The 18,622-nt window shown below is 72.1% G+C and carries 20 protein-coding genes; 11 read left to right on the top strand and 9 right to left on the bottom strand.

All coding sequences use genetic code 11. The features are described 5' to 3' along the window. Positions 1–32: 32 nt before the first annotated feature. Positions 33–1,946, top strand: a complete 1,914-nt coding sequence (gene glmS / locus AB0B85_RS02905; RefSeq protein ID WP_357402895.1) for a glutamine--fructose-6-phosphate transaminase (isomerizing) — start codon at positions 33–35, stop codon at positions 1,944–1,946. A 5-nt stretch (positions 1,947–1,951) separates the two neighbouring features. Here glmS and AB0B85_RS02910 read toward each other — a convergent pair whose 3' ends face one another. Both AB0B85_RS02910 and AB0B85_RS02915 read right to left on the bottom strand, forming a co-directional pair. After that, complete coding sequence (locus AB0B85_RS02910; RefSeq protein WP_357402897.1) at positions 1,952–3,544, bottom strand: alpha/beta hydrolase; 1,593 nt, start codon at positions 3,542–3,544, stop codon at positions 1,952–1,954. Beyond that, positions 3,541–3,837 (bottom strand): type VII secretion target, encoded by a 297-nt coding sequence (locus AB0B85_RS02915; RefSeq protein ID WP_357402899.1) that lies wholly within the window; start codon positions 3,835–3,837, stop codon positions 3,541–3,543. Before AB0B85_RS02915 ends, AB0B85_RS02910 begins: the two co-directional genes overlap by 4 nt. A gap of 174 nt (positions 3,838–4,011) precedes the next feature. On the opposite strand from AB0B85_RS02915, the gene AB0B85_RS02920 reads away from it, so the two are divergent. The 6 genes from AB0B85_RS02920 (at position 4,012) to AB0B85_RS02945 (ending at position 9,464) form a co-directional block, all read left to right on the top strand. Beyond that, complete coding sequence (locus AB0B85_RS02920) at positions 4,012–4,380, top strand: holo-ACP synthase (protein ID WP_357402901.1); 369 nt, start codon at positions 4,012–4,014, stop codon at positions 4,378–4,380. Between the two features lie 55 nt (positions 4,381–4,435). After that, on the top strand, positions 4,436–5,905 hold the full coding sequence (locus AB0B85_RS02925) for an NAD(P)H-hydrate dehydratase (RefSeq protein WP_357402903.1): 1,470 nt from the start codon (positions 4,436–4,438) through the stop codon (positions 5,903–5,905). Between the two features lie 90 nt (positions 5,906–5,995). Further along, positions 5,996–7,114 (top strand): alanine racemase, encoded by a 1,119-nt coding sequence (gene alr / locus AB0B85_RS02930; protein ID WP_357402905.1) that lies wholly within the window; start codon positions 5,996–5,998, stop codon positions 7,112–7,114. Beyond that, the gene (locus tag AB0B85_RS02935) at positions 7,111–8,214 is read left to right on the top strand and encodes an alpha/beta hydrolase (RefSeq protein WP_357402907.1); all 1,104 of its coding nucleotides are present in this window, start codon (positions 7,111–7,113) and stop codon (positions 8,212–8,214) included. Before alr ends, AB0B85_RS02935 begins: the two co-directional genes overlap by 4 nt. Further along, entirely contained in the window at positions 8,211–8,693 is a 483-nt protein-coding gene (gene tsaE / locus AB0B85_RS02940) for a tRNA (adenosine(37)-N6)-threonylcarbamoyltransferase complex ATPase subunit type 1 TsaE (RefSeq protein ID WP_357402910.1), read from the top strand. The genes AB0B85_RS02935 and tsaE overlap by 4 nt, the downstream gene beginning before the upstream one ends. Positions 8,694–8,762: 69 nt before the next feature. Beyond that, positions 8,763–9,464: a uracil-DNA glycosylase gene (locus AB0B85_RS02945; protein ID WP_357402912.1), complete on the top strand. Its 702-nt coding sequence runs from the start codon at positions 8,763–8,765 to the stop codon at positions 9,462–9,464. Positions 9,465–9,466: 2 nt separating this feature from the next. On the opposite strand, the gene AB0B85_RS02950 is transcribed toward AB0B85_RS02945, so the two are convergent. Further along, entirely contained in the window at positions 9,467–10,171 is a 705-nt protein-coding gene (locus AB0B85_RS02950; RefSeq protein ID WP_357402914.1) for a helix-turn-helix transcriptional regulator, read from the bottom strand. A 269-nt stretch (positions 10,172–10,440) separates the two neighbouring features. On the opposite strand from AB0B85_RS02950, the gene tsaB reads away from it, so the two are divergent. From tsaB to AB0B85_RS02970, 4 genes are read left to right on the top strand one after another with little or no spacing between them, the layout of a single operon-like run. Continuing rightward, complete coding sequence (gene tsaB / locus AB0B85_RS02955; protein ID WP_357402916.1) at positions 10,441–11,118, top strand: tRNA (adenosine(37)-N6)-threonylcarbamoyltransferase complex dimerization subunit type 1 TsaB; 678 nt, start codon at positions 10,441–10,443, stop codon at positions 11,116–11,118. Beyond that, complete coding sequence (gene rimI, locus AB0B85_RS02960; RefSeq protein ID WP_357402918.1) at positions 11,115–11,597, top strand: ribosomal protein S18-alanine N-acetyltransferase; 483 nt, start codon at positions 11,115–11,117, stop codon at positions 11,595–11,597. The genes tsaB and rimI overlap by 4 nt, the downstream gene beginning before the upstream one ends. Next, a complete protein-coding gene (gene tsaD / locus AB0B85_RS02965; protein ID WP_357402920.1) occupies positions 11,590–12,636 on the top strand; it encodes a tRNA (adenosine(37)-N6)-threonylcarbamoyltransferase complex transferase subunit TsaD in 1,047 nt (348 codons plus the stop codon). The genes rimI and tsaD overlap by 8 nt, the downstream gene beginning before the upstream one ends. A 14-nt stretch (positions 12,637–12,650) precedes the next feature. Beyond that, on the top strand, positions 12,651–12,905 hold the full coding sequence (locus AB0B85_RS02970) for a hypothetical protein (protein ID WP_039906914.1): 255 nt from the start codon (positions 12,651–12,653) through the stop codon (positions 12,903–12,905). Between the two features lie 22 nt (positions 12,906–12,927). On the opposite strand, the gene AB0B85_RS02975 is transcribed toward AB0B85_RS02970, so the two are convergent. The 6 genes from AB0B85_RS02975 to AB0B85_RS03000 form a co-directional block, all read right to left on the bottom strand. Then, positions 12,928–13,668, bottom strand: coding sequence for a DUF4142 domain-containing protein (locus AB0B85_RS02975; protein WP_357402922.1), 741 nt, complete (start codon positions 13,666–13,668; stop codon positions 12,928–12,930). Between the two features lie 125 nt (positions 13,669–13,793). After that, positions 13,794–14,093, bottom strand: coding sequence for a DUF1707 domain-containing protein (locus AB0B85_RS02980; RefSeq protein WP_357402924.1), 300 nt, complete (start codon positions 14,091–14,093; stop codon positions 13,794–13,796). Between the two features lie 20 nt (positions 14,094–14,113). Next, a complete protein-coding gene (locus tag AB0B85_RS02985) occupies positions 14,114–15,295 on the bottom strand; it encodes an ROK family protein (RefSeq protein ID WP_357402926.1) in 1,182 nt (393 codons plus the stop codon). A gap of 22 nt (positions 15,296–15,317) precedes the next feature. Further along, the gene (locus tag AB0B85_RS02990; RefSeq protein WP_357402928.1) at positions 15,318–16,580 is read right to left on the bottom strand and encodes an ABC transporter permease; all 1,263 of its coding nucleotides are present in this window, start codon (positions 16,578–16,580) and stop codon (positions 15,318–15,320) included. Continuing rightward, entirely contained in the window at positions 16,577–17,395 is an 819-nt protein-coding gene (locus AB0B85_RS02995; protein WP_357402930.1) for an ATP-binding cassette domain-containing protein, read from the bottom strand. Before AB0B85_RS02995 ends, AB0B85_RS02990 begins: the two co-directional genes overlap by 4 nt. A 115-nt stretch (positions 17,396–17,510) precedes the next feature. Continuing rightward, positions 17,511–18,596, bottom strand: a complete 1,086-nt coding sequence (locus tag AB0B85_RS03000) for a substrate-binding domain-containing protein (protein WP_357402932.1) — start codon at positions 18,594–18,596, stop codon at positions 17,511–17,513. Positions 18,597–18,622 lie beyond the last annotated feature (26 nt).

Raw genomic sequence — 18,622 nt, forward strand, 5'->3', positions numbered from 1 at the left:
ATGGTGAGCGAAACTGGGTTAGGCTGCGGGCCATGTGTGGAATCGTGGGATACGCGGGCGCACGCCCCGCTCTCGGCATCGTCCTCGACGGGCTTCGGCGACTGGAATACCGCGGCTACGACTCGGCGGGCGTGGCAATCGTCTGCGACGACCAACTGCTCACCGAGAAGAAGGCCGGCAAGCTGGCCAACCTGGAGAAGGTGCTCTCCGAGCGGGCCGCCGAGGACCCCACCTCCTGCGCAGCCAGCCCGATCGGCATCGGTGACGGCACCACCGGCATCGGACACACCCGGTGGGCCACCCACGGCGGCCCGACCGACCGCAACGCCCACCCGCACGTCGCCGGCGACGGGCGGGTCGCGGTGATCCACAACGGCATCATCGAGAACTTCGCCAGGCTCCGCGCCGAACTGGAGGCCGACGGTGTCCAGTTCACGAGCGACACCGACACCGAGTGCGCCGCGCACCTGCTCTCCGCCGCGCTGGCCGACCTGCGTGCCGCCGGCCAACCGGACAGCCCGCAGTTGCTCGCCGCCGGCATGCGCGTGGTCTGCCAGCGGCTGGAAGGTGCCTTCACGCTGCTCGCCGTCGATGCCGCAGTGCCCGGCGCGGTCGTCGGTGCCCGACGCAACTCGCCGCTCGTGGTCGGCCGGGGCGACGGGGAAAACTACCTGGCCAGCGACGTGGCCGCGTTCATCGAGCACACCCGGGAAGCGGTCGAGCTGGGCCAGGACCAGATCGTGCTGATCACCGCCGACAGCATCGAGATCACCGACTTCGACGGTCAGCCCGCCGCCGGCAAGGACTTCCACATCGACTGGGACTCCTCGTCGGCCGAGAAGGGCGGCTACGACTGGTTCATGCTGAAGGAGATCGAGGAGCAGCCGCAGGCCATCGCCGACACGCTGCTCGGCCGGCTCACCGAGAACGGTGAGATCGCCCTGGACGAGGTCCGCCTCAGCGACCAGGACCTGCGCGACGTCGACAAGATCTTCATCGTGGCCTGCGGCACGGCGTACCACTCCGGCCTGGTCGCCAAGTACGCCATCGAGCACTGGACGCGGATCCCCTGCGAGGTGGAGCTGGCCAGCGAGTTCCGCTACCGCGACCCGGTGCTCGACCGGTCCACGCTGATCGTGGTGATCTCCCAGTCCGGCGAGACGATGGACACCCTGATGGCGTTGCGCCACGCCAAGGAGCAGAAGGCCCGGGTGCTGGCAATCTGCAACACCAACGGCTCGACCATCCCCCGCGAGTCGGACGCGGTGCTCTACACCCACGGTGGGCCGGAGATCGCCGTTGCGTCCACAAAGGCGTTCCTCACCCAGGTCGTCGCCTGCTATCTGATCGGCCTGCACCTGGCCCAGGTGCGTGGGATCAAGTTCGCCGACGAGGTGGGCGCGGTGGTCGCGCAGTTGCAGGAGATCCCGGGCAAGCTGCGGGAGCTGCTCGACCGGATCGAGCCCGTCCGTGAACTGGCCCGGGACCTGAAATCCGAACCCACAGTGCTGTTCATCGGCCGGCACGTCGGCTACCCGGTGGCGCTGGAGGGCGCGCTGAAGCTCAAGGAACTGGCGTACATGCACGCCGAGGGCTTCGCGGCCGGCGAGCTGAAGCACGGTCCGATCGCGCTTATCGACAAGGGCACGCCGGTGATCTGCGTGGTGCCCTCGCCGGTCGGCCGGGGCATGCTGCACGACAAGGTCGTCTCCAACATCCAGGAGGTCCGGGCCCGTGGCGCGCGGACCATCGTGATCGCCGAAGAGGGCGACGAGGCCGTCGTCCGGTACGCCGACCACCTGATCTACGTGCCGCGTACGCCGACGCTGCTGGCCCCGCTCGTCACCACTGTGCCGTTGCAGGTGCTCGCCGCCGAGATCGCCGACGCCCGTGGGCACGACGTGGACCAGCCCCGCAACCTGGCCAAGTCGGTCACCGTCGAGTAGGCAGCTCAACGCCCCAGCACGACCCGGGCCATCCCGTCCAGCGCGGGGTTGCCCGGGTCCCAGTAACCGCTGTGCCCGCCTCGCCCACTGCCGAAGACCCGACCGCCGAAGCCCGGATCCGACGGGTCGTGACCGAACCACAGCTCGTGCCCGGTGCGGTCGGACCAGCCCCACCCGACGGCCAGGGGGGCCACACTGAACAGGGCGCGTCGGCCCAGCTCGTCCACCGGGCGGGCGGCGCGGATCACGTCGTCGGGTGCCCTGCTCGCCCAGACCTCACCAGGTGGCACGCCCAGCTCGGCGGCGTGCGACGCGCCGACCCCGGGCGAGCCGACGAAGACCAGCGCGTCGGCGGCCAGCCCGTGCTCCCGGGCGGCCGTCCCCACCACCAGTGACCCGTAGCTGTGCCCCAGCACTGTCTGCCGGGCCGGTGGCCCCTCGTGGGTGGCCCGCAGCCCCTCCTGAAAGCGGTGCAACGCCGGGCCGGCATCGCGTGCCGGGCCCGCCGAAGCCGCGTCGGTCACGAGATCCGGGGCGTCGTAGTCCAACCAGAGCACCGCCGCGCTGCGCTCACCCGGGGCGAGCGCGACGCACCGGTCCAGCACCCGCGCCGCCCTGCCCACCTCACCGGGGGCGTCTTCCAGCCCGGAACCCATCCCCGGCACGTAGGTGAGCACCCGGTCGGCGTGGTCCGGGTCGCCGAGCGCGAGCACCGTCCGGCCCTCGCCGGCCGTAGCCAACCCGAGCAGATAGGCCCGCGGCTCCCCGCCCGCCGTGAGCCGCCCGGCCAACGCCTCCAGGCCGGCCAACCGCCCGGCCACCCCGTGCAGGCGCAGCGACGTGAGCGGCCCCGGCGGCACCCGGGACAGCAACCGCCGCCGCTCCGCGAGCAACTCCGCGCGCCAGACCCCGAGCCGCAGCCGGTTGGCCTGGTCCCGGGCGGCCACCGGCACCCCGTCCAACCGGCCGACGAACGCACTCTCGTGCCCGATCAGCCACCGGCGCTGCGCCGACGTCAACCCGGACCACCAGGCGCGGACCAGCGTCGGTGCGGCGCCGGCCGCCGGCCGACCCGGCGGTGGCGGGGATGCCCAACCCGAACCGGCGGCCCGGGTCAGCTCGTCCAGGCGGTCCGCGGCGAACCGATCTGCCGCTCCGGCCCCGTCGAGTGCGTCGCGCAGGGCCGCCGCCACCCGGGCCGCCGCCACGCCGGCCCGCTCGGTGGGCCGGACCCGGGTGGGATCGACGTGCACCCCGCCCGCGCGGTCCACCATCAGCCCGGCCGCGTCCGCCTGGGCGACCGCCGCCGCGAGCCGTGCCTTCGCCACCGTCAGTCGGCCCGCCAGCTCGGCCAGCACCTGGTCGACCTCGATCAGCGCGGGTGTGATCGAGGCCAGCTCCGCACCGAGACCGGCGAACTGCGCATCCGCCGCCGTGGCCGCCGCACCGGACCAGCCGCTGCGCAGCCGCGCGCCAGCCGCGCCCAACTCGCCGACCTGTTTGTCGACCGGCCCGGTGAGCCCGGCCCAGGCCACCCCGGCGGACCGCCAACCACCCGGATCGGCCGCCCACAACTGCCGGTAGGCGACCTCGCTCACCGGGGCAGCGCGGCGAACCGGCCGGCGGCCCGGTCGTCCGCCGTCTCGTACGCCTCGGCCGCCGCCCGAACCCCACCGGAGGTCGCCGCGACCCGGGCACCCAGCCGGCAGAACCAGGCATGCCCCGCCGCCTCCAGCCCGGCCAGCGCCGCACCGGACCGCCACTCGGGCGCGACCACCAGCAACCCGGGCACCCTGGCGAGGCCCAGCGCCAACCGGTGCGCCTCGTCGTCGAGCGCACCGGCGACCTCCCGCAGCTCCTCCGGCCGGACGGCGAACAGCTCATCGGTCATGACCACACCCCCGTGGACGATCGGCATCGACGCGCTGACGCTAGGCAGGTCCGACGGGCACCGGAGTGCCCTGTGGACAGCGGACGGTGGGCCGTACCCCGGCTTGTCCACAGCCGTTGCCCACCGCGGGCCCGACGACTAATCTGCGGCCCCGACCGCCGGTAGGGTGTGGTGGTGATCGTCGCCGTCGGCATCGACGTGGTCCTGGTCGACAGGTTCGCCCGGGCCCTGGCACGCACGCCGCTGCTCGCCGACCGGCTCTTCACCACCGCCGAGCGGCAGACCCGCTCCGGCCACCCGCGCCGGCCGGAGTCGCTCGCCGCCCGGTTCGCCGCCAAGGAGGCGGTGGCCAAGGCGCTCGGTGCCCCGGCCGGGCTGCGCTGGCACGACTGCGAGATCAGGGCCGACCCGGATGGCCGTCCCTGGCTGGCTGTCGCCGGCACCGTCGCGGCGGCGGCCGAGGCGCGCGGGGTCAACCACTGGCATCTGTCGTTGTCGCACGACGGGGGGATCGCGTCGGCGATGGTGGTCGCGGAACGGTGACGTCGACCGGGCGGACCGGTCGGGTCCACCCGCGAACGAGTGGGGAGACGGTGGCATGAGAGCGGTGTGGCGGGTGGCCGACGTACGGGCGGCCGAGGCGGGGCTGATGGGCACGCTGCCGGCGGGGACGCTCATGCAGCGGGCCGCCGCCGGGCTGGCCCGCCGGGCCGCGCTGCTGCTCGCCGAGCGCGGCGGCGTCTACGGCAGCCGGGTGCTGCTGCTTGTCGGCTCCGGCGACAACGGCGGTGACGCGTTGTACGCCGGGGAGCGGCTGGCCCGTCGAGGTGTCCAGGTCTCCGCACTGCTCCTCACTCCCGGGCGGGCACACGCGGCGGGGTTGACCGCGCTGCGTGCTGCCGGCGGCCGGCTCGTGGACCAGCCCGCCGGCCCGGTCGACCTGGTGCTCGACGGCATCGTCGGCATCGGTGGCGGCGGCGGGCTGCGGGCCGGCGCGGACGCTGTGGCGCAGCGGCTCGGTGCGCTGCGTGGACGCGACGGTGGCCGGGCCACAGTGCTGGCGGTGGACGTGCCGAGCGGGGTGGCGGTGGACACCGGGCACGTGCCACTTACCGCGTCCGGCCGGCCGGACGCGGTCCACGCCGACGTGACGGTGGCGTTCGGCGCGCTCAAGCCCGCCCTGGTGGTCGGGCCGGCCGCCGCCCTGGCCGGGCAGGTGGAGCTTGTCGACATCGGGCTGGAGCCGTGGCTGCGCGGCACCCCGGCGCTGCGGGTCACCGAGTGGTCCGACGTGGTCGACTGGTGGCCGGAGCTGGGTCCGGCGTCGGAGAAGTACACCCGGGGTGTGGTGGGGGTGGCCACCGGCTCGGCGACCTACCCGGGTGCGGCGGTGCTCTCCGTGGGCGGTGCGCTGGCCGGGCCGACCGGTCTGGTCCGCTACGCCGGCAGCGCCCGCGCCGAGGTGCTGCACCAGCACCCCTCGGTGATCGCCAGCGACCGGGTCGCCGACGCGGGTCGGGTGCAGGCCTGGGTCTGCGGCTCAGGGCTGGGCACCGGGGCCGGCGCGGCGGCCGAGCTGCGCGCCGTGCTGGCCGCCCCGGTGCCGGTGGTGCTCGACGCCGACGCGTTGACGCTGCTGGTGGACGGTTCACTCGCCGACCAACTACGCGGTCGGGACGCGCCGATCGTGGTCACCCCGCACGACCGCGAGTTCGCCCGACTCCGCGGTGCGGAGCCCGGCGCCGACCGGGTCGGCGCCGCGCTGCAACTGGCCGCCTGGATGAAGGCGGTGGTGCTGCTAAAGGGCGACCGCACGGTGATCGGCACGCCGGACGGTCGGGCGTACGTCAACCCGACCGGCTCCCCGGCACTTGCCACCGGGGGCACCGGCGACGTGCTGGCCGGTCTGCTCGGCTCACTGCTGGCGGCCGGGGTGCCCGCCGATCGGGCCGCGGCCGCGGCCGCGTACCTGCACGGGCTCGCCGGCCGGGAGGCGGCCCGGAGCGGGCCGGTGACCGCGCCCGACGTGGTCACGGCGCTGCGCCCGGTCGTCGCCCGACTGTCCTGATCAGGTCGGTCCCGGGCGGAACGACCGGATCGACCGCCCGGGACGTGCGTCGCCGCCCGCGCTGATCTCCGCGGAAAGTAGGCTGGGCGCATGTGGCAGGCCGAGGTACGCGTCGATCTTGATGCGATCCGCGAGAACGTGAGCATTCTCCGCTCCGGCACCACCGCCGAGCTGATGGCGGTGGTCAAGGGCGACGGGTACGGCCACGGGATGCTTCCGGCCGCTCGCGCCGCGCTCGACGCCGGCGCGGACTGGCTCGGTGTCTGCACCCTCGACGAGGCGCTCACCCTGCGTCGGGCCGGCGTGACCGCGCCGGTGCTGGCCTGGCTGCTCGCGCCCGGCCTGCCGCTGCAGGAGGGGGTCAGCGCCGGGGTGGACCTGAGCGCGGCCAGCCTGTCCCAGCTGGCCGAGATGATCGAGGCGAGCCGGCTCGCCGGGCGCCCCGTCCGCCTGCACCTGAAGATCGATACCGGGCTGTCCCGGGGCGGGGCGACAGTCGCCGACTGGCCGGCGCTGCTCGACGCCGCCGCGAAGGCGCAGGCCGACGGCCTGGTCGAGGTGGTCGGCGTGTGGAGCCACTTCGTGTACGCGGACCTGCCCGGTCACCCCACCATCGACCGTCAGCTGGCCGTCTTCCACGAGGGGCTGGCCATGGTCGAGCGGGCCGGGCTGCGACCGCGCTGGCGGCACCTCGCCAACTCGGCGGCCACCCTGACCCGCCCGGACACCCACTTCGACCTGGTCCGCCCCGGTCTGGCCAATTACGGGCTCTCCCCGGTGGCCGGCGAGACGTACGGGCTGCGCCCGGCGATGACCGCCCGCGCCCGGGTGATGCTCACCAAGCGGGTCCCCGCCGGCACCGGGGTCTCCTACGGGCACACCTACACCACCGAATCCGCGGCGAACCTGGCTGTGGTTCCGCTCGGGTACGCCGACGGGGTTCCCCGGCACGCCTCCAACACCGGGCCGGTGCAGCTCGGCGGCGTACGGCGGACGATCTCGGGGCGGGTCTGCATGGACCAGTTCGTGCTCGACTGCGGCGACGACCCGGTGGCGGACGGCGACGTGGCGACGCTCTTCGGCAGCGGCGCGGACGGCGAGCCCACCGCCGACGACTGGGCCGAGGCGGTCGGCACGATCAACTACGAGATCGTGACCCGGTTCGGCAGCACCCGGGTGCCCCGGGTCTATGACGGCGAGCGGCCATGAGCTACCGCATTCCGCGTCCGCGGACCGCGGTGGGCCGGGTCGCGGGGATCGTCGGCGCCGCGGTGGGGGTGGCCGCCGCGGGCCTGGCGGCCGGCGTCGCGACCGAGCGCACCCTGGTCCGCCGGCTCAAGGCCGACCCGACCGACCGCTACGCGCACGAGATGTTCGGCGAGCAGCGGTACGACGAGGCGCTCCGCCTGGCGTTGCCGGACGGCACGGACATCCACGTTGAGGTGGTCGAGCCGACCAGGCCGGTGCCGGGGCATCCCACCGTGGTGCTGGTGCATGGTTTCTGCCTGGACATGGGGACGTTCCACTTCCAGCGCCAGATGCTCGCCGCCCGCGGTGACTACCGCATCGTCGCGTACGACCAGCCCGGTCACGGTCGGTCCGGTCGGCTGGAGAGTGGGGAGTACGACCTCACGGTGCTCGGCCGGACGCTGCGCCAGGTGATCGACCGAACCGCCCCGGACGGGCCACTGGTGCTTGTCGGCCACTCGATGGGCGGCATGACCATCATGGCGTTCGCCGAGTTGTTTCCGGAGCTGTTCGGTGACCGGGTGGTGGGCACCGTCCTGATGGCCACGTCGGGTGGGCTCGTCGCGGAAACCAAGCTGGTCGCGCCCGCGCTGCTCGGCCGGGTCGGTGGTCCGGTGCTGTACATGGTCAGCAACGCCACCCGGTACGGCGGGCCGGTGATCGACAAGGCCCGCAAGTCGACGTCGAACGTGGCCTGGCTGTTGACCCGCAGGTACGGCTTCGGCACCCGCAAGCCCAGCCCGACGCTGGTGTCCTACGTGGAGACGATGAATTCCCGGACGTCGGCCGACACGGTGACCCGCTACCTGCGGACCCTGGCCACCCACTCGCGTTTCCCGGCTCTCGCGGCGTTGGCCGCGACGCCGGTGCTGGTGGTGGTCGGTGACAAGGACATGATCACCCCGGTGGTGCACTCCGAGGAGATCGTCCGACGGCTGCCACACGCCGAGTTCGTCAAGATCAAGGACAGCGGTCACGTGGTGATGTTGGAACACGCTGACGAGGTGAACGCCGCGCTCGCGCGGTTCCTCGAATCACTTGGAAAGCCGGAGGAACGGTGAGTCACGTCGTCAAGCTGCCGACCGTCGAGGACACCCGGGAGTTCGGCCGCCGCCTGGCCGGGCTGCTGCGGGCCGGGGACCTGGTGCTGCTCACCGGTCCGCTGGGTGCCGGTAAGACCGCGCTCACGCAGGGCGTGGGTGCCGGGCTCGGGGTGGTCGGCGACATCACCTCGCCGACCTTCGTGATCGCCCGGGTGCATCGCCCGGATCCGGCCCGGGGCGGCCGGGTCGCTCTGGTGCACGCCGACGCGTACCGGCTGGGTGACGCCACCGACCCGCGCGCCGAGATCGACGACCTGGACCTCGACGCCTCGGTGGACGATTCGGTGACTGTGGTGGAGTGGGGTGAGGGCCTGGTGGAGCAGTTGGTCGACGCGCACCTGCGGGTCCGCATCGACCGCCGCGACGACGACACCCGGATCGTCGAGCTGGACCCGGTCGGTGGCGACTGGGCCCGGCGGCTCGCCGATCTGGGTTAGGTCGGTCGGCCGCTGTCGTACCGGATGCCTAGAGTGCGGGGGACCGACCCGTGCTGTGAGAGGTTCCTGATGCCCGACGATGCCCCCGCCGTTGACCTGCTGGCTCTGCTGCCGGAGCAGTGGCGTGCCGTGCTCACCCCACACCTGGACGCGGCCCGCACCGCCGCGTTGGCCGAGTTCGTCTCCCGGGAATACGCGACGCAGACCGTCTTCCCGCCGCTTGAGGATCTGTTCTCGGCCTACCGGCTCTGCCCGCCGCAGGGCACCCGGGTGCTGATCCTCGGGCAGGACCCTTACCACCGGGCCGGGCAGGCACACGGGTTGAGCTTCAGCGTCCGTCCCGGCGTGCCGGTGCCGCCGTCGTTGCGCAATGTCTTCAAGGAGTTGGGCGAGGACGTCGGCGTGGCCAAGCCGCGCAGCGGCAACCTCGACGGTTGGGCCGCCCAGGGCGTGCTGCTGCTCAACGCCGTGTTGACCGTCCGCCAGGCCACCCCGGGCTCGCACGCCAACGCCGGCTGGGAAGAGTTCACCGACGCGACGATCAGGGCGCTTGACGCGTCGCCGGAGCGGGTGGTCTTCCTGCTCTGGGGTGGTTACGCCCGCAAGAAGGCAGCCCTGGTCACCAATCCCCACCACGTGGTGCTGGAGGCTGGCCACCCCAGCCCGATGAACCCGCGTGGTTTCCTCGGCAGCCGTCCGTTCAGCGCGGCAAACAAGGCGCTCGCCGACGCCGGCCTGCCCACCATCGACTGGGAGCGCACCGCTGGTTGAGCTCAGCTGTCGCGGGTCGGCTGGCGGTCCCGATAGCGGCGCAGCAACTCGGCGGCCCGGGTGTCGGTCAGCTCCAACTCGACGAGCGGCACCACCTGGTAATTCCGTTGACCGTGGCGCACCTCGATCGTCTCGGGCAGCTCATCGCACATGGTGGCCCTGACCTCACCGTACGTGGTTGACCATCGGTGCTCGCCCGGCTCCTCCGGTTCCAACCACACTCCGCCGAACTCACCCCAGTGGGCGTTCCACCGCTGGCCGTAGTTGTTCTCCAGCCAGCGGGTGAACAGCTGGGAGTCCTGCCAGCGCAGGGCGATCTCCAGCGCGTCGACCGGCACGGGTGCGCCCTGCAGCGCCGCGGCGGTACTTCCGGTGATCACCTGCGGGAAGTCAGGCAGCCGGTCCAACAGGTCATCAAGGCCGAGCTTCTCGATCCGCTCGGCGATGGGGCGCGCCGCCAGGTCGTCGATGCTGGCGTCGAGGTGCGCGTCCAGCGGTTCGACCCCGACGACCAGCTGCACGTCCATCGCGGCGAGCAGTCGTTCGAGCACCGGGATGTTCGGTGCACGGTCGCCACGTTCGATCCGGGCAATCGTTGTCTGGCTGACCTGGGCGAGTTCGGCGAGTTGACGCTGGGTCAGTTCGCGTAGTTGCCGCTCGTGTCGCACCGTGGCGCCGAGTAGGGCGACGAGGCGAGCGAACGACATCCTGGCATGGTGAACCAGCCGAATTGGTAACGACACCGCTGAGGCGGATTGCTGACTGAGTTGGTGTCTCGGGGGGAGCGCCTTGTCCTGGTGAGCGTGATTCCGCTGGGGCATCTAGATGCCCCAGCGGAATCACGCTCACCAGTGCATCTGCGACCACGCGCCGCATGCGCCGTCGGCCAACGCGCGCCGCCGGCCATTGCGCGCTGCGGGGTGGCGGGGCGGGGCGTGACCGAGGGCTGCGGCGGGGGCGGCTAGGCTGGCTTACCGTGCTCGTACTCGTGGTGGACAGCTCGACCCCCGCGGTCACCGCGGCGCTGGTGGAGGTCTTGGCAGACGGTGTGGCGTCGCGGGCGCACCGGTGCACGGTCGACGCCCGCGCGCACGGTGAGTTACTCGCGCCCCAGGTGGATGCGGTCCTGGCCGACGCCGGGGCCCGCCCGCGCGACCTGGGCGCGATCGTCGCCGGGCTCGGCCCGGGGCCATTCACAGGGCTACGGGTCGGCCTCGTCACCGCCGCGACAATGGGTCAGGTGCTCGGCATCCCCACGTACGGCGTCTGCTCGCTCGACGGCATCGGCTACCCGGCGGCGTCCGGTGAGCCGGTGTTGGCCGCCAGCGACGCCCGGCGCAAGGAGCTCTACTGGGCTGTCTACGACGGCGCCGGCGAGCGGATCGTCGGCCCCGAGGTGTCCACGCCGGCGGTCGCCGCCGCGCGCGCCCGGGAGTTGGGCGCGACCATCGCGGTGGGCGACGGGGCGCACCGGTACGCCGAGGTCCTGGACCTGCCCGTCCGGGTCGAGCCCCGGTACCCGGACGCCACAGTGCTGGCGCTGCTCGCGGCCGAGCGGATCCGGGCGGGTGCCCCCGGTGAGCGGCTCACGCCCCTCTACCTGCGGCGGCCCGACGCGGTGGCGGCGACCGGCCGCAAACCGGTCCTGCCATGACAGCGGTACGGCTCGAACCGTTCCGTTGGTGGCACATCGACGACGTGCTACCGATCGAGGCTGACCTATTCGGCGCCGAGCAGTGGTCGCCGGCCATGTTCTGGAACGAGTTGGCCAACGGGCACCACTACCGGGTCGCCGTCGACGCGGACGGTGCGGTGCTCGGTTACGCCGGGCTCGCCGGTGTTCCGCCGGGCGAGGTGTGGGTCCAGAACATCGCCGTGCGTCGGGACGTCCAGCGGCGCGGTGTCGGCCGCGCCCTGCTGGAGGAGTTGCTGGCCGAGGCGGCCCGACGTAACGCCCGCAGCACCCTGCTCGAGGTCGCCGCGGACAACGCCGCAGCTCAGCGGCTCTACGCGACCTACGGGTTCGAGCCGATCGGGGTGCGGCGGGGCTACTACCAACCGAGCAACACCGACGCGCTGGTGATGCGGCGCGACGCCGAGCCGACCGGGGACGGACCACACCACAATGGCTGACGAACCGCTGATCCTGGGCATCGAGACCTCCTGCGACGAGACCGGTGTCGGCATCGTGCGCGGGCACACCCTGCTTGCCGACGCGCTCGCCTCGAGCGTCGAGGAGCACGCCCGGTTCGGGGGTGTGGTGCCGGAGGTGGCCAGTCGGGCCCACCTGGAGGCCATCGTGCCGACCATGGACCGGGCCCTGACCGAGGCCGGTGTCACCCTTGCCGACATCGACGCGATAGCTGTCACCTCCGGGCCGGGGCTGGCCGGTGCTCTCCTGGTCGGTGTCGCCGCCGCGAAGGGGTACGCGCTCGCCGCCGAGAAGCCCGTGTACGGCGTGAACCATCTCGCCGCCCACGTCGCGGTGGACACCCTTGAGCACGGGCCGCTTCCCGAACCCGCAATCGCGCTGTTGGTGTCCGGTGGGCACTCGTCCCTGCTGCTCGTCGACGACCTGGCCCGGGGTGTCACCCCGCTGGGCGCCACCATCGACGACGCGGCCGGCGAGGCGTTCGACAAGGTCGCCCGGTTGCTGGGGTTGCCGTTTCCGGGCGGTCCACCGATCGACCGGGAGGCTCGGGCCGGTGACGCGGCCGCGATCACCTTCCCGCGCGGTCTGACCGCGGCGAAGGATCTCGCCGCCCACCGGTACGACTTCTCGTTCTCCGGGCTGAAGACCGCGGTGGCCCGGTGGGTCGAGGCGCGTGAGCGGGCCGGTGAGCCGGTGCCGGTGGCCGACGTGTCCGCGTCCTTCCAGGAGGCGGTCTGCGACGTGCTGACAAGCAAGGCGCTCGCCGCCTGCCGTGCGCAGGGCATCGAGACCCTGGTGATCGGCGGGGGAGTGGCGGCGAATTCGCGACTGCGGGCGATGGCCGAGCAGCGGGCCGAGAAGTACGGCATCCGGGTCCGGGTGCCCCGGCCGAAGCTGTGTACCGACAACGGGGCGATGGTGGCGGCGCTCGGGTCGCACCTGGCCGCCGCCGGGGTCGCGCCCAGCCAACTGGATCTTCCGGCTGACTCGGCACTGCCGTTGACCACGGTCAGCGTGTGACGGGAGCACCGGACATGATCGTACGGATGTGGGAGGCACGGGCCGAGGCGTACGGGGTCGCCGATCTGATCACCTGGGTGTGTGACACCGCCCTGCCGGAGTTGGAGCACGACCCGCTGCACGTCTCCAGCGAGGTCTTCTCCTCCACCGATCACCGGGTGGTGGTCATCTCCAAGTGGCGCAGCAGCCCGCGCCCGTTGCCCGATCCGCCCGCCCTGCTGGTGGCCCGCGCTCCGCACTCCTGGGACTTCACCCAGGTCGACCGCTGAGGCGAGCCACCAACTGGCGATGTCAGCTGCGGCGCAGCATCCGGTACGTGGCGATTCCGCCGGTGCCCAGCGCGGCGAGGAAGACCAACCAGACCACTGTGCTGCTGACGCCGACCTGGGGGCCGGCGTTGGCGGCGGCGGCTGCCAGCAGCCCGTCTTCACCGGGCGCGGGCAGCGCGGCCGGCGGCAGCTCCGGCCAGCGGACCAGCCCGGTGCTCTCCAGCATCTGCATGTGGTGCATGACGAAGCCGTTGGCGTCCTCGCAGAGCTTGCGGACCGTGGCGTCCCGGGTGCTGGCCCGCACCGCGCCGATCACCGGGAAGATCTTGCCGTGGGCGACCCGGAGCCGGGTGACGAAGATCTGGTCGAACCGGGCGCCGGAGGCCTTCTGCATCTCGGCCAGCCAGCCCTTCTGCTCGGCCGTCGGCTCGCTGGGGATGGTCGCGCCCAACTTGTTCGCCGCGTCCACTGTGAGCTGGTCGAGCCGTTGGTGCTCGCTGGCGATGCCGGCGCCGATCTCCCGTACCTTTGCCGACTGGCCCTTCTCGGCGGCCATCTGGCCGGCCGGCATCTCCCACAGCCCGGCCAACCGGACCCCGTTGAGCAGTGTCATGTCGGCGGCGTTGAGCTGCTGACCGCCGGCCGGCGCGGCGATGGCCACGCCGGGCAGGACACCGACCGCCGCGACGATGGCGATGAGCAGCAACGCCGCTCGGTGGGTCCGGTTGCCCAGTCGGCGACGGGCGGAGCTGAGCGGTGCCATGTCTGTGGGGCCTCCTCGGTCCGGACCGAAACGCGTCTGAACCGGGCAGCCACCTTCTGCCGACTGCCCGTCCGACCACTGGTACGGACTGATCACGCGATCAGTTCATCGCGACGCGCCGCGGATCAGCGGGTGACGTTGAGGAAGCCGCCGAGCAGCAGCAGAGTCAGCGCGGCAGCGGCGAAGAGGATCAGCAGCTCCCGACGCCCGTGCCCGCCGGGCTGGTCGCTGTCGGCGTGCGGGCCGGGCAGGACCGGCAGATCGCGGGTCAGGGCGGCCAGGTCACCGAGTGTGCGCGCCGTCCACACCGCACCGGCCCGCTCGGAGAACTCGTCGAGGGTCAGCCGGCCCGCCGCTGTGTGCTTGTGCAGCTCGGCGACCACCCGGTTGCGGTCGTCGTCGGAAGCGCGCAGCTCGACATCCACGCTGGACAGCGTACGCGGGATCAGCCCACGTCGAGGGGGTCGGCGAGGAGTCGTTCGAAGGCCAACTCGGCGGCCCCGATCAGGGGGGCGTCCTCGCCCAGCTGCGGCGTGCGCAGCCGGACGTGCTCCAGGCAGGCGGCGAGCGCGTTCGCGTTGAGTCGGCTGCGGACCTGGGCGGCCGAGGCGAGGTAGAGGTCGCGCATGGTACCCCCGAAGATGACCATTTCCGGGTTGAAGACGTTCACCAGGTTGGCCAGCCCGAAGCCGAGCCAGTCACCGGCCTGGCGGACCGCGGTCTGGGCGCGGGCGTCACCACGGTCGGCGGCTTCGAAGACGGCGAGCAGCGCGTCGGGGCCTCGGGCGTCGGAGCGTCCGGCGGCACGGAGCAGACCGTGCTCACCGATCTCGGTCTCCCAGCAGCCCCGGGAGCCGCACTCACAGGGCCTGCCGTCGAGCACCACCTTCATGTGGCCGACCTCGCCGCCGTACCCGCCGTGGCCGGTCAGCCGGCGGCCACCAGCGATGATGCCGGCACCCACGCCGACGTCGCCGTAGAGGTAGAGGACGTTGTCGCAGCCGGCCGCGACCCCCCGGGCGTGTTCGGCGAACGCCGCGACGTCCGCCACGTTGCCCACCGTGACCGGCACCTCGACGCCCAGTTCGGCGGCGAGCGCCGCGCCGATCGGCTCGTCCACCCAGCCGGTGGTCGGCCCGAGCCGGACCAGGCCGTCATCCCGGCGGACCATGCCGCAGACCGCGACGCCGGCACCGACGCAGATCGCGCCGGGCGGCACGGTCTGCTGCATCTCCTTGAGCGCGCCGGCCAGCAGCGGCGCGGCCTCCGCGGCCAGCAGGCCGCGCGGTCGGTCCAGCTCCCGGCGGTCCAGGACCGCGCCACCCAGTCCGATCCGGGCCGCGCGCAACCGGTCCACCTCGACGGAGTACGCGTACGCGTACACCCGGGCCGACTCGGGCCGGACGACAAGTGACGGTCGGCCGGCCCGGCCGGTTTCCTTTGGCGCTCCCTCGCTGACCAGCCCCACTGCGGACAGGTCGGTGGTGAGCGCGCCGATGGTGCTGCGGTTGAGGCCCAGTGTGGTGGTCAGTTCGGCGCGCGTCGTCGCCCCGTGGACGTGCACGTGCCGTAGCAGGGCCCCGAGGTTCTGCCGTCGGACGTCATCCTGACTCGGTCCTGGGCGCATCGTGGTGTTACCTCCCGCGCGGTTAGCGGGTGCCGGTTGCTGCCGCGCGGCGGCGGGAGAGCGCGTCGACGCTGGCGGCGAGGAGCAGCACGACGCCGGTGACCACGTACTTGACTCCCGCGGTGTAACCCATCAGGCCCATTCCGTTCTCGATTACCGCGACCACCGCGCCGCCGAGTACGGCGTCGAGGACGCGGCCCTTGCCGCCGAAGAGGCTGGTGCCTCCGATCACGGCCGCGCCGACCGCGTAGAGCAGTACGTTACTGCCCCCGGTGTTCGGGTCGACCGAGTTGGCCCGGCTGGCGGCCACGATGCCACCGATGGCGGCCATGGACGAGCAGATCACGAAGACCGAGATCCGGATCCGGTCGACGCCGATGCCGGCCCGGCGAGCGGCTTCCCGGTTGCCGCCCACGGCGTAGATGTGCCGGCCGTAGCTGGTGCGTTGGAGGACGAAGGTCCAGACCACCAGAAGCACCGCGATGATCGGCACCACGATCGGCACACCCTTGAGTGAGCTGATCAGGACGTTGCGGCTGCGCTCCAGGTTGAGCACGTACACCGCGGTGACGAGGATGACGGCGAGCCCGCCGATCCGCAGTGCCACCACCGCGATCGGGTCGGTGATCAGACCGCGGGCCACCCGGGTGCGGTGACGCAGCAGTTGCACCGCCCCGTAGCCGACGACCGCGAGGGCGGTCAGCGCCCAGCCCAGCGTGGGGGTGAGGTTGCGGTTGGCGATGGCGACAAGCACCTCGTCGCGCACGGAGATGTTGGTGCCCTCCTTGACCAGCAGCAGAACGACGCCCTGGAAGGCGAGGAAGCCGGCGAGGGTGACCACGAAGGACGGAATGCCGATCTTCGCGACGAGCATGCCGAGCGTGGTGCCGATGACCACACCGGTGGCGACCGCGGCGAGCACGGCGACCCACCAGGGGTAGCCGAGCACTGTGACCACATTGGCCAGCACCGCCGCGCAGACGCCGCTGGCGAAGCCGGCGGAGAGGTCGATCTCGCCGAGCAACAGCACGAAGACCAGGCCCATCGCGATCAGCGTGACCGCCGCGCCCTGGGTGAAGAGGTTTGCGAAGTTGCCGGCCGACAGGAACGACGACGGCCGCATGATCCCGAAGACGGTGCAGAGCACGATCAGGCCGAGCACGGCCGGCAGCGCGCCGACGTCGCCGCCGCGTACCCGGCTGAAGTAGTTGCGGACGTGGCCCCCGACGGTCGGCGGCGGTGTGACGGCCGCGGGGCCGTCCTTCCGCACGGCGGTGGTGGTCATCGGACGCCTCCTGAGATCGAGTCGGCCGGCTGCGGGCCGTCGCCGTTGCTGCCCGGGTCGGTGGCGAGGCCGAGCCCGCCCGAGCGCCCGGCGGTGATCAGCTCGACCACCTGGGCGTGGGTGATGTCTGTGGTCTTCACCTGGGCGACCATCTGGCCGAGGTACAGCGCGGCGATCCGGTCGGAGACGGCGAAGACGTCGTTCATGTTGTGCGAGATGAGCACCACGGCCAGGCCGTTGTCGGCGAGGCGGCGGACCAGTTCGAGCACCTGGGCGGTCTGTGCCACGCCGAGCGCGGCGGTCGGCTCGTCGAGGATGACCAGCTTGCTGTTCCAGAGCACCGCCTTGGCGATGGCCACGGTCTGGCGTTGACCCCCGGAGAGGCTCGACACGTGCTGGCGCAGCGAGGTGACGGTGCGGATGGAGAGGCCGGCAAGGGTTTCGGCGGCGAGCTGTTCCATTGTCGGCTCGTCGAGGACGATGCCGCTGCGCCTCTCCCGGCCGAGGAACATGTTCTGCACGATGTCCAGGTTGTCGCAGAGCGCGAGGTCCTGGTAGACGACCTCGATGCCGAGCGCGGCCGCGTCGCGGGGGCTGCCGATGTGCACCGGTTCACCGTTGAACAGGAACTCGCCGGAGTCGGTGGGGTGGATGCCGCTGATGCACTTCACCAGGGTCGACTTGCCGGCGCCGTTGTCGCCGACAAGCGCTGTCACTTCGCCCGGGTGGACGGTCAGGGCGACGTCGCGGAGCACCTGGACGGGACCGAAGCTCTTGTCGATCCCGCGGAGTTCCAGCAGGGGGGTCGCGGACACGGGGGTCTCCTTCTTAAGGGAGTGTCGGGGCCCGTCCGGCGGGCGCCGCCCGGCACGGGAGAGGTGCTCCCGTGCCGGGCGGCGGTTGTCGTCGCGGCGGGTACTGCGGCGTGGGTCAGCTGATGCCGGCTTCGCCGCAGAACTTGGCGTACGCCGCGGTGCAGACCGTCTCCTTGGTCACGTAGCCGTCGGCGATGACGTCCTTGACGGTGTCCTTGTAGATGGCCTTCGGGGTGAGCAGCACCGAGGGGACGTCCCGGTCACCGTCCTTCACCGACTGGCCGGTGTCCTTCTTCTCGCCCTTGGCGAGCGCGATGGCCAGGTCGGAGGCGGCCTTGGCCTCTTCCCGGACGGCCTTGTAGACGGTCATGCACTGGTCACCGGCGAGGATGTTCTGCAGGCCCTCGGTGCTGGCGTCCTGCCCGGTCACCGGCACCTTGCCGTTGAGCTTGTTCTTCTTCAGGATCGAGATGGCCGCGTTGCCGAGACCGTCGTTGGCGGCCAGCACGCCGTCGATCTTGCCGTTGGCCTTGGTGAGCTGCTGCTCGAAGATCGTCGCGGCCTGGGCGTTGTCCCACGCCGGCACGGCGTCCTCGGGGCCCTTGACGTATTCCTTGCTGTCGAACTTCGGCTTGAGTACCGAGTCGTAGCCGGCCTTGAACAGGGTGGCGTTGTTGTCGGTGGGGGAGCCGTTGAGGTACGCCACGACCGGGTTCTTGACGCCCTTCTCGGTCAGGCACTTCGTCAGGCCCTCGCCCTGGAGCTTGCCGACGTTCTCGTTGTCGAAGCTGACGTAGTACTGGGCGGAGCCGCCGAGGGTGAGTCGGTCGTAGTCGATGGTGGCGACGCCCTGCGACTTGGCCTTGTCGAGAACGGCCTTACCGGTGCCGGAGTCCAGGTTGACGATCATCAGGGCGGTGACGCCACCGGTGATCATCTGGTCGGCGATGGTCTGGAAGGCGGTCTTGTCGTTCTGGGCGTTCTGAATGTCGTACTGGACGCCGGCGGCCTTGAACGCCTCTTCCAGGAACCGACGGTCCGCGGTCTCCCACCGGGCCGAGGACTTGCTGTCCGGGAGGATCACGCCGATCTTGGGAGTCTTGGCGGAGGCGGCCTTGTCGCCGGAGTCGTCGCCACAGGCGGTCAAGCCGCCGGTCGTGAGCAGGCCCACGGCGGCGATGGTGAGGATCCCCTTACGCATGTGCAGGGTCCTTTCGGGGGTGGGGG

Source organism: Micromonospora sp. NPDC049044, assembly GCF_040649215.1.
Taxonomy (GTDB): Bacteria; Actinomycetota; Actinomycetes; order Mycobacteriales; family Micromonosporaceae; genus Micromonospora.

Bases quoted from the DNA above. Each gene is read 5' to 3' on its own strand.
- AB0B85_RS02915 (WP_357402899.1), bottom strand. From the start codon at position 3,837: ATGACCGATGAGCTGTTCGCCGTCCGGCCGGAGGAGCTGCGGGAGGTC.
- AB0B85_RS02925 (WP_357402903.1), top strand. From the start codon at position 4,436: ATGAGAGCGGTGTGGCGGGTGGCCGACGTACGGGCGGCCGAGGCGGGG.
- AB0B85_RS02945 (WP_357402912.1), top strand. From the start codon at position 8,763: ATGCCCGACGATGCCCCCGCCGTTGACCTGCTGGCTCTGCTGCCGGAG.
- alr (WP_357402905.1), top strand. From the start codon at position 5,996: ATGTGGCAGGCCGAGGTACGCGTCGATCTTGATGCGATCCGCGAGAAC.
- rimI (WP_357402918.1), top strand. From the start codon at position 11,115: ATGACAGCGGTACGGCTCGAACCGTTCCGTTGGTGGCACATCGACGAC.
- tsaD (WP_357402920.1), top strand. From the start codon at position 11,590: ATGGCTGACGAACCGCTGATCCTGGGCATCGAGACCTCCTGCGACGAG.
- AB0B85_RS02950 (WP_357402914.1), bottom strand. From the start codon at position 10,171: ATGTCGTTCGCTCGCCTCGTCGCCCTACTCGGCGCCACGGTGCGACAC.
- AB0B85_RS02935 (WP_357402907.1), top strand. From the start codon at position 7,111: ATGAGCTACCGCATTCCGCGTCCGCGGACCGCGGTGGGCCGGGTCGCG.
- glmS (WP_357402895.1), top strand. From the start codon at position 33: ATGTGTGGAATCGTGGGATACGCGGGCGCACGCCCCGCTCTCGGCATC.
- AB0B85_RS03000 (WP_357402932.1), bottom strand. From the start codon at position 18,596: ATGCGTAAGGGGATCCTCACCATCGCCGCCGTGGGCCTGCTCACGACC.
- AB0B85_RS02975 (WP_357402922.1), bottom strand. From the start codon at position 13,668: ATGGCACCGCTCAGCTCCGCCCGTCGCCGACTGGGCAACCGGACCCAC.
- AB0B85_RS02985 (WP_357402926.1), bottom strand. From the start codon at position 15,295: ATGCGCCCAGGACCGAGTCAGGATGACGTCCGACGGCAGAACCTCGGG.
- AB0B85_RS02990 (WP_357402928.1), bottom strand. From the start codon at position 16,580: ATGACCACCACCGCCGTGCGGAAGGACGGCCCCGCGGCCGTCACACCG.
- AB0B85_RS02970 (WP_039906914.1), top strand. From the start codon at position 12,651: ATGATCGTACGGATGTGGGAGGCACGGGCCGAGGCGTACGGGGTCGCC.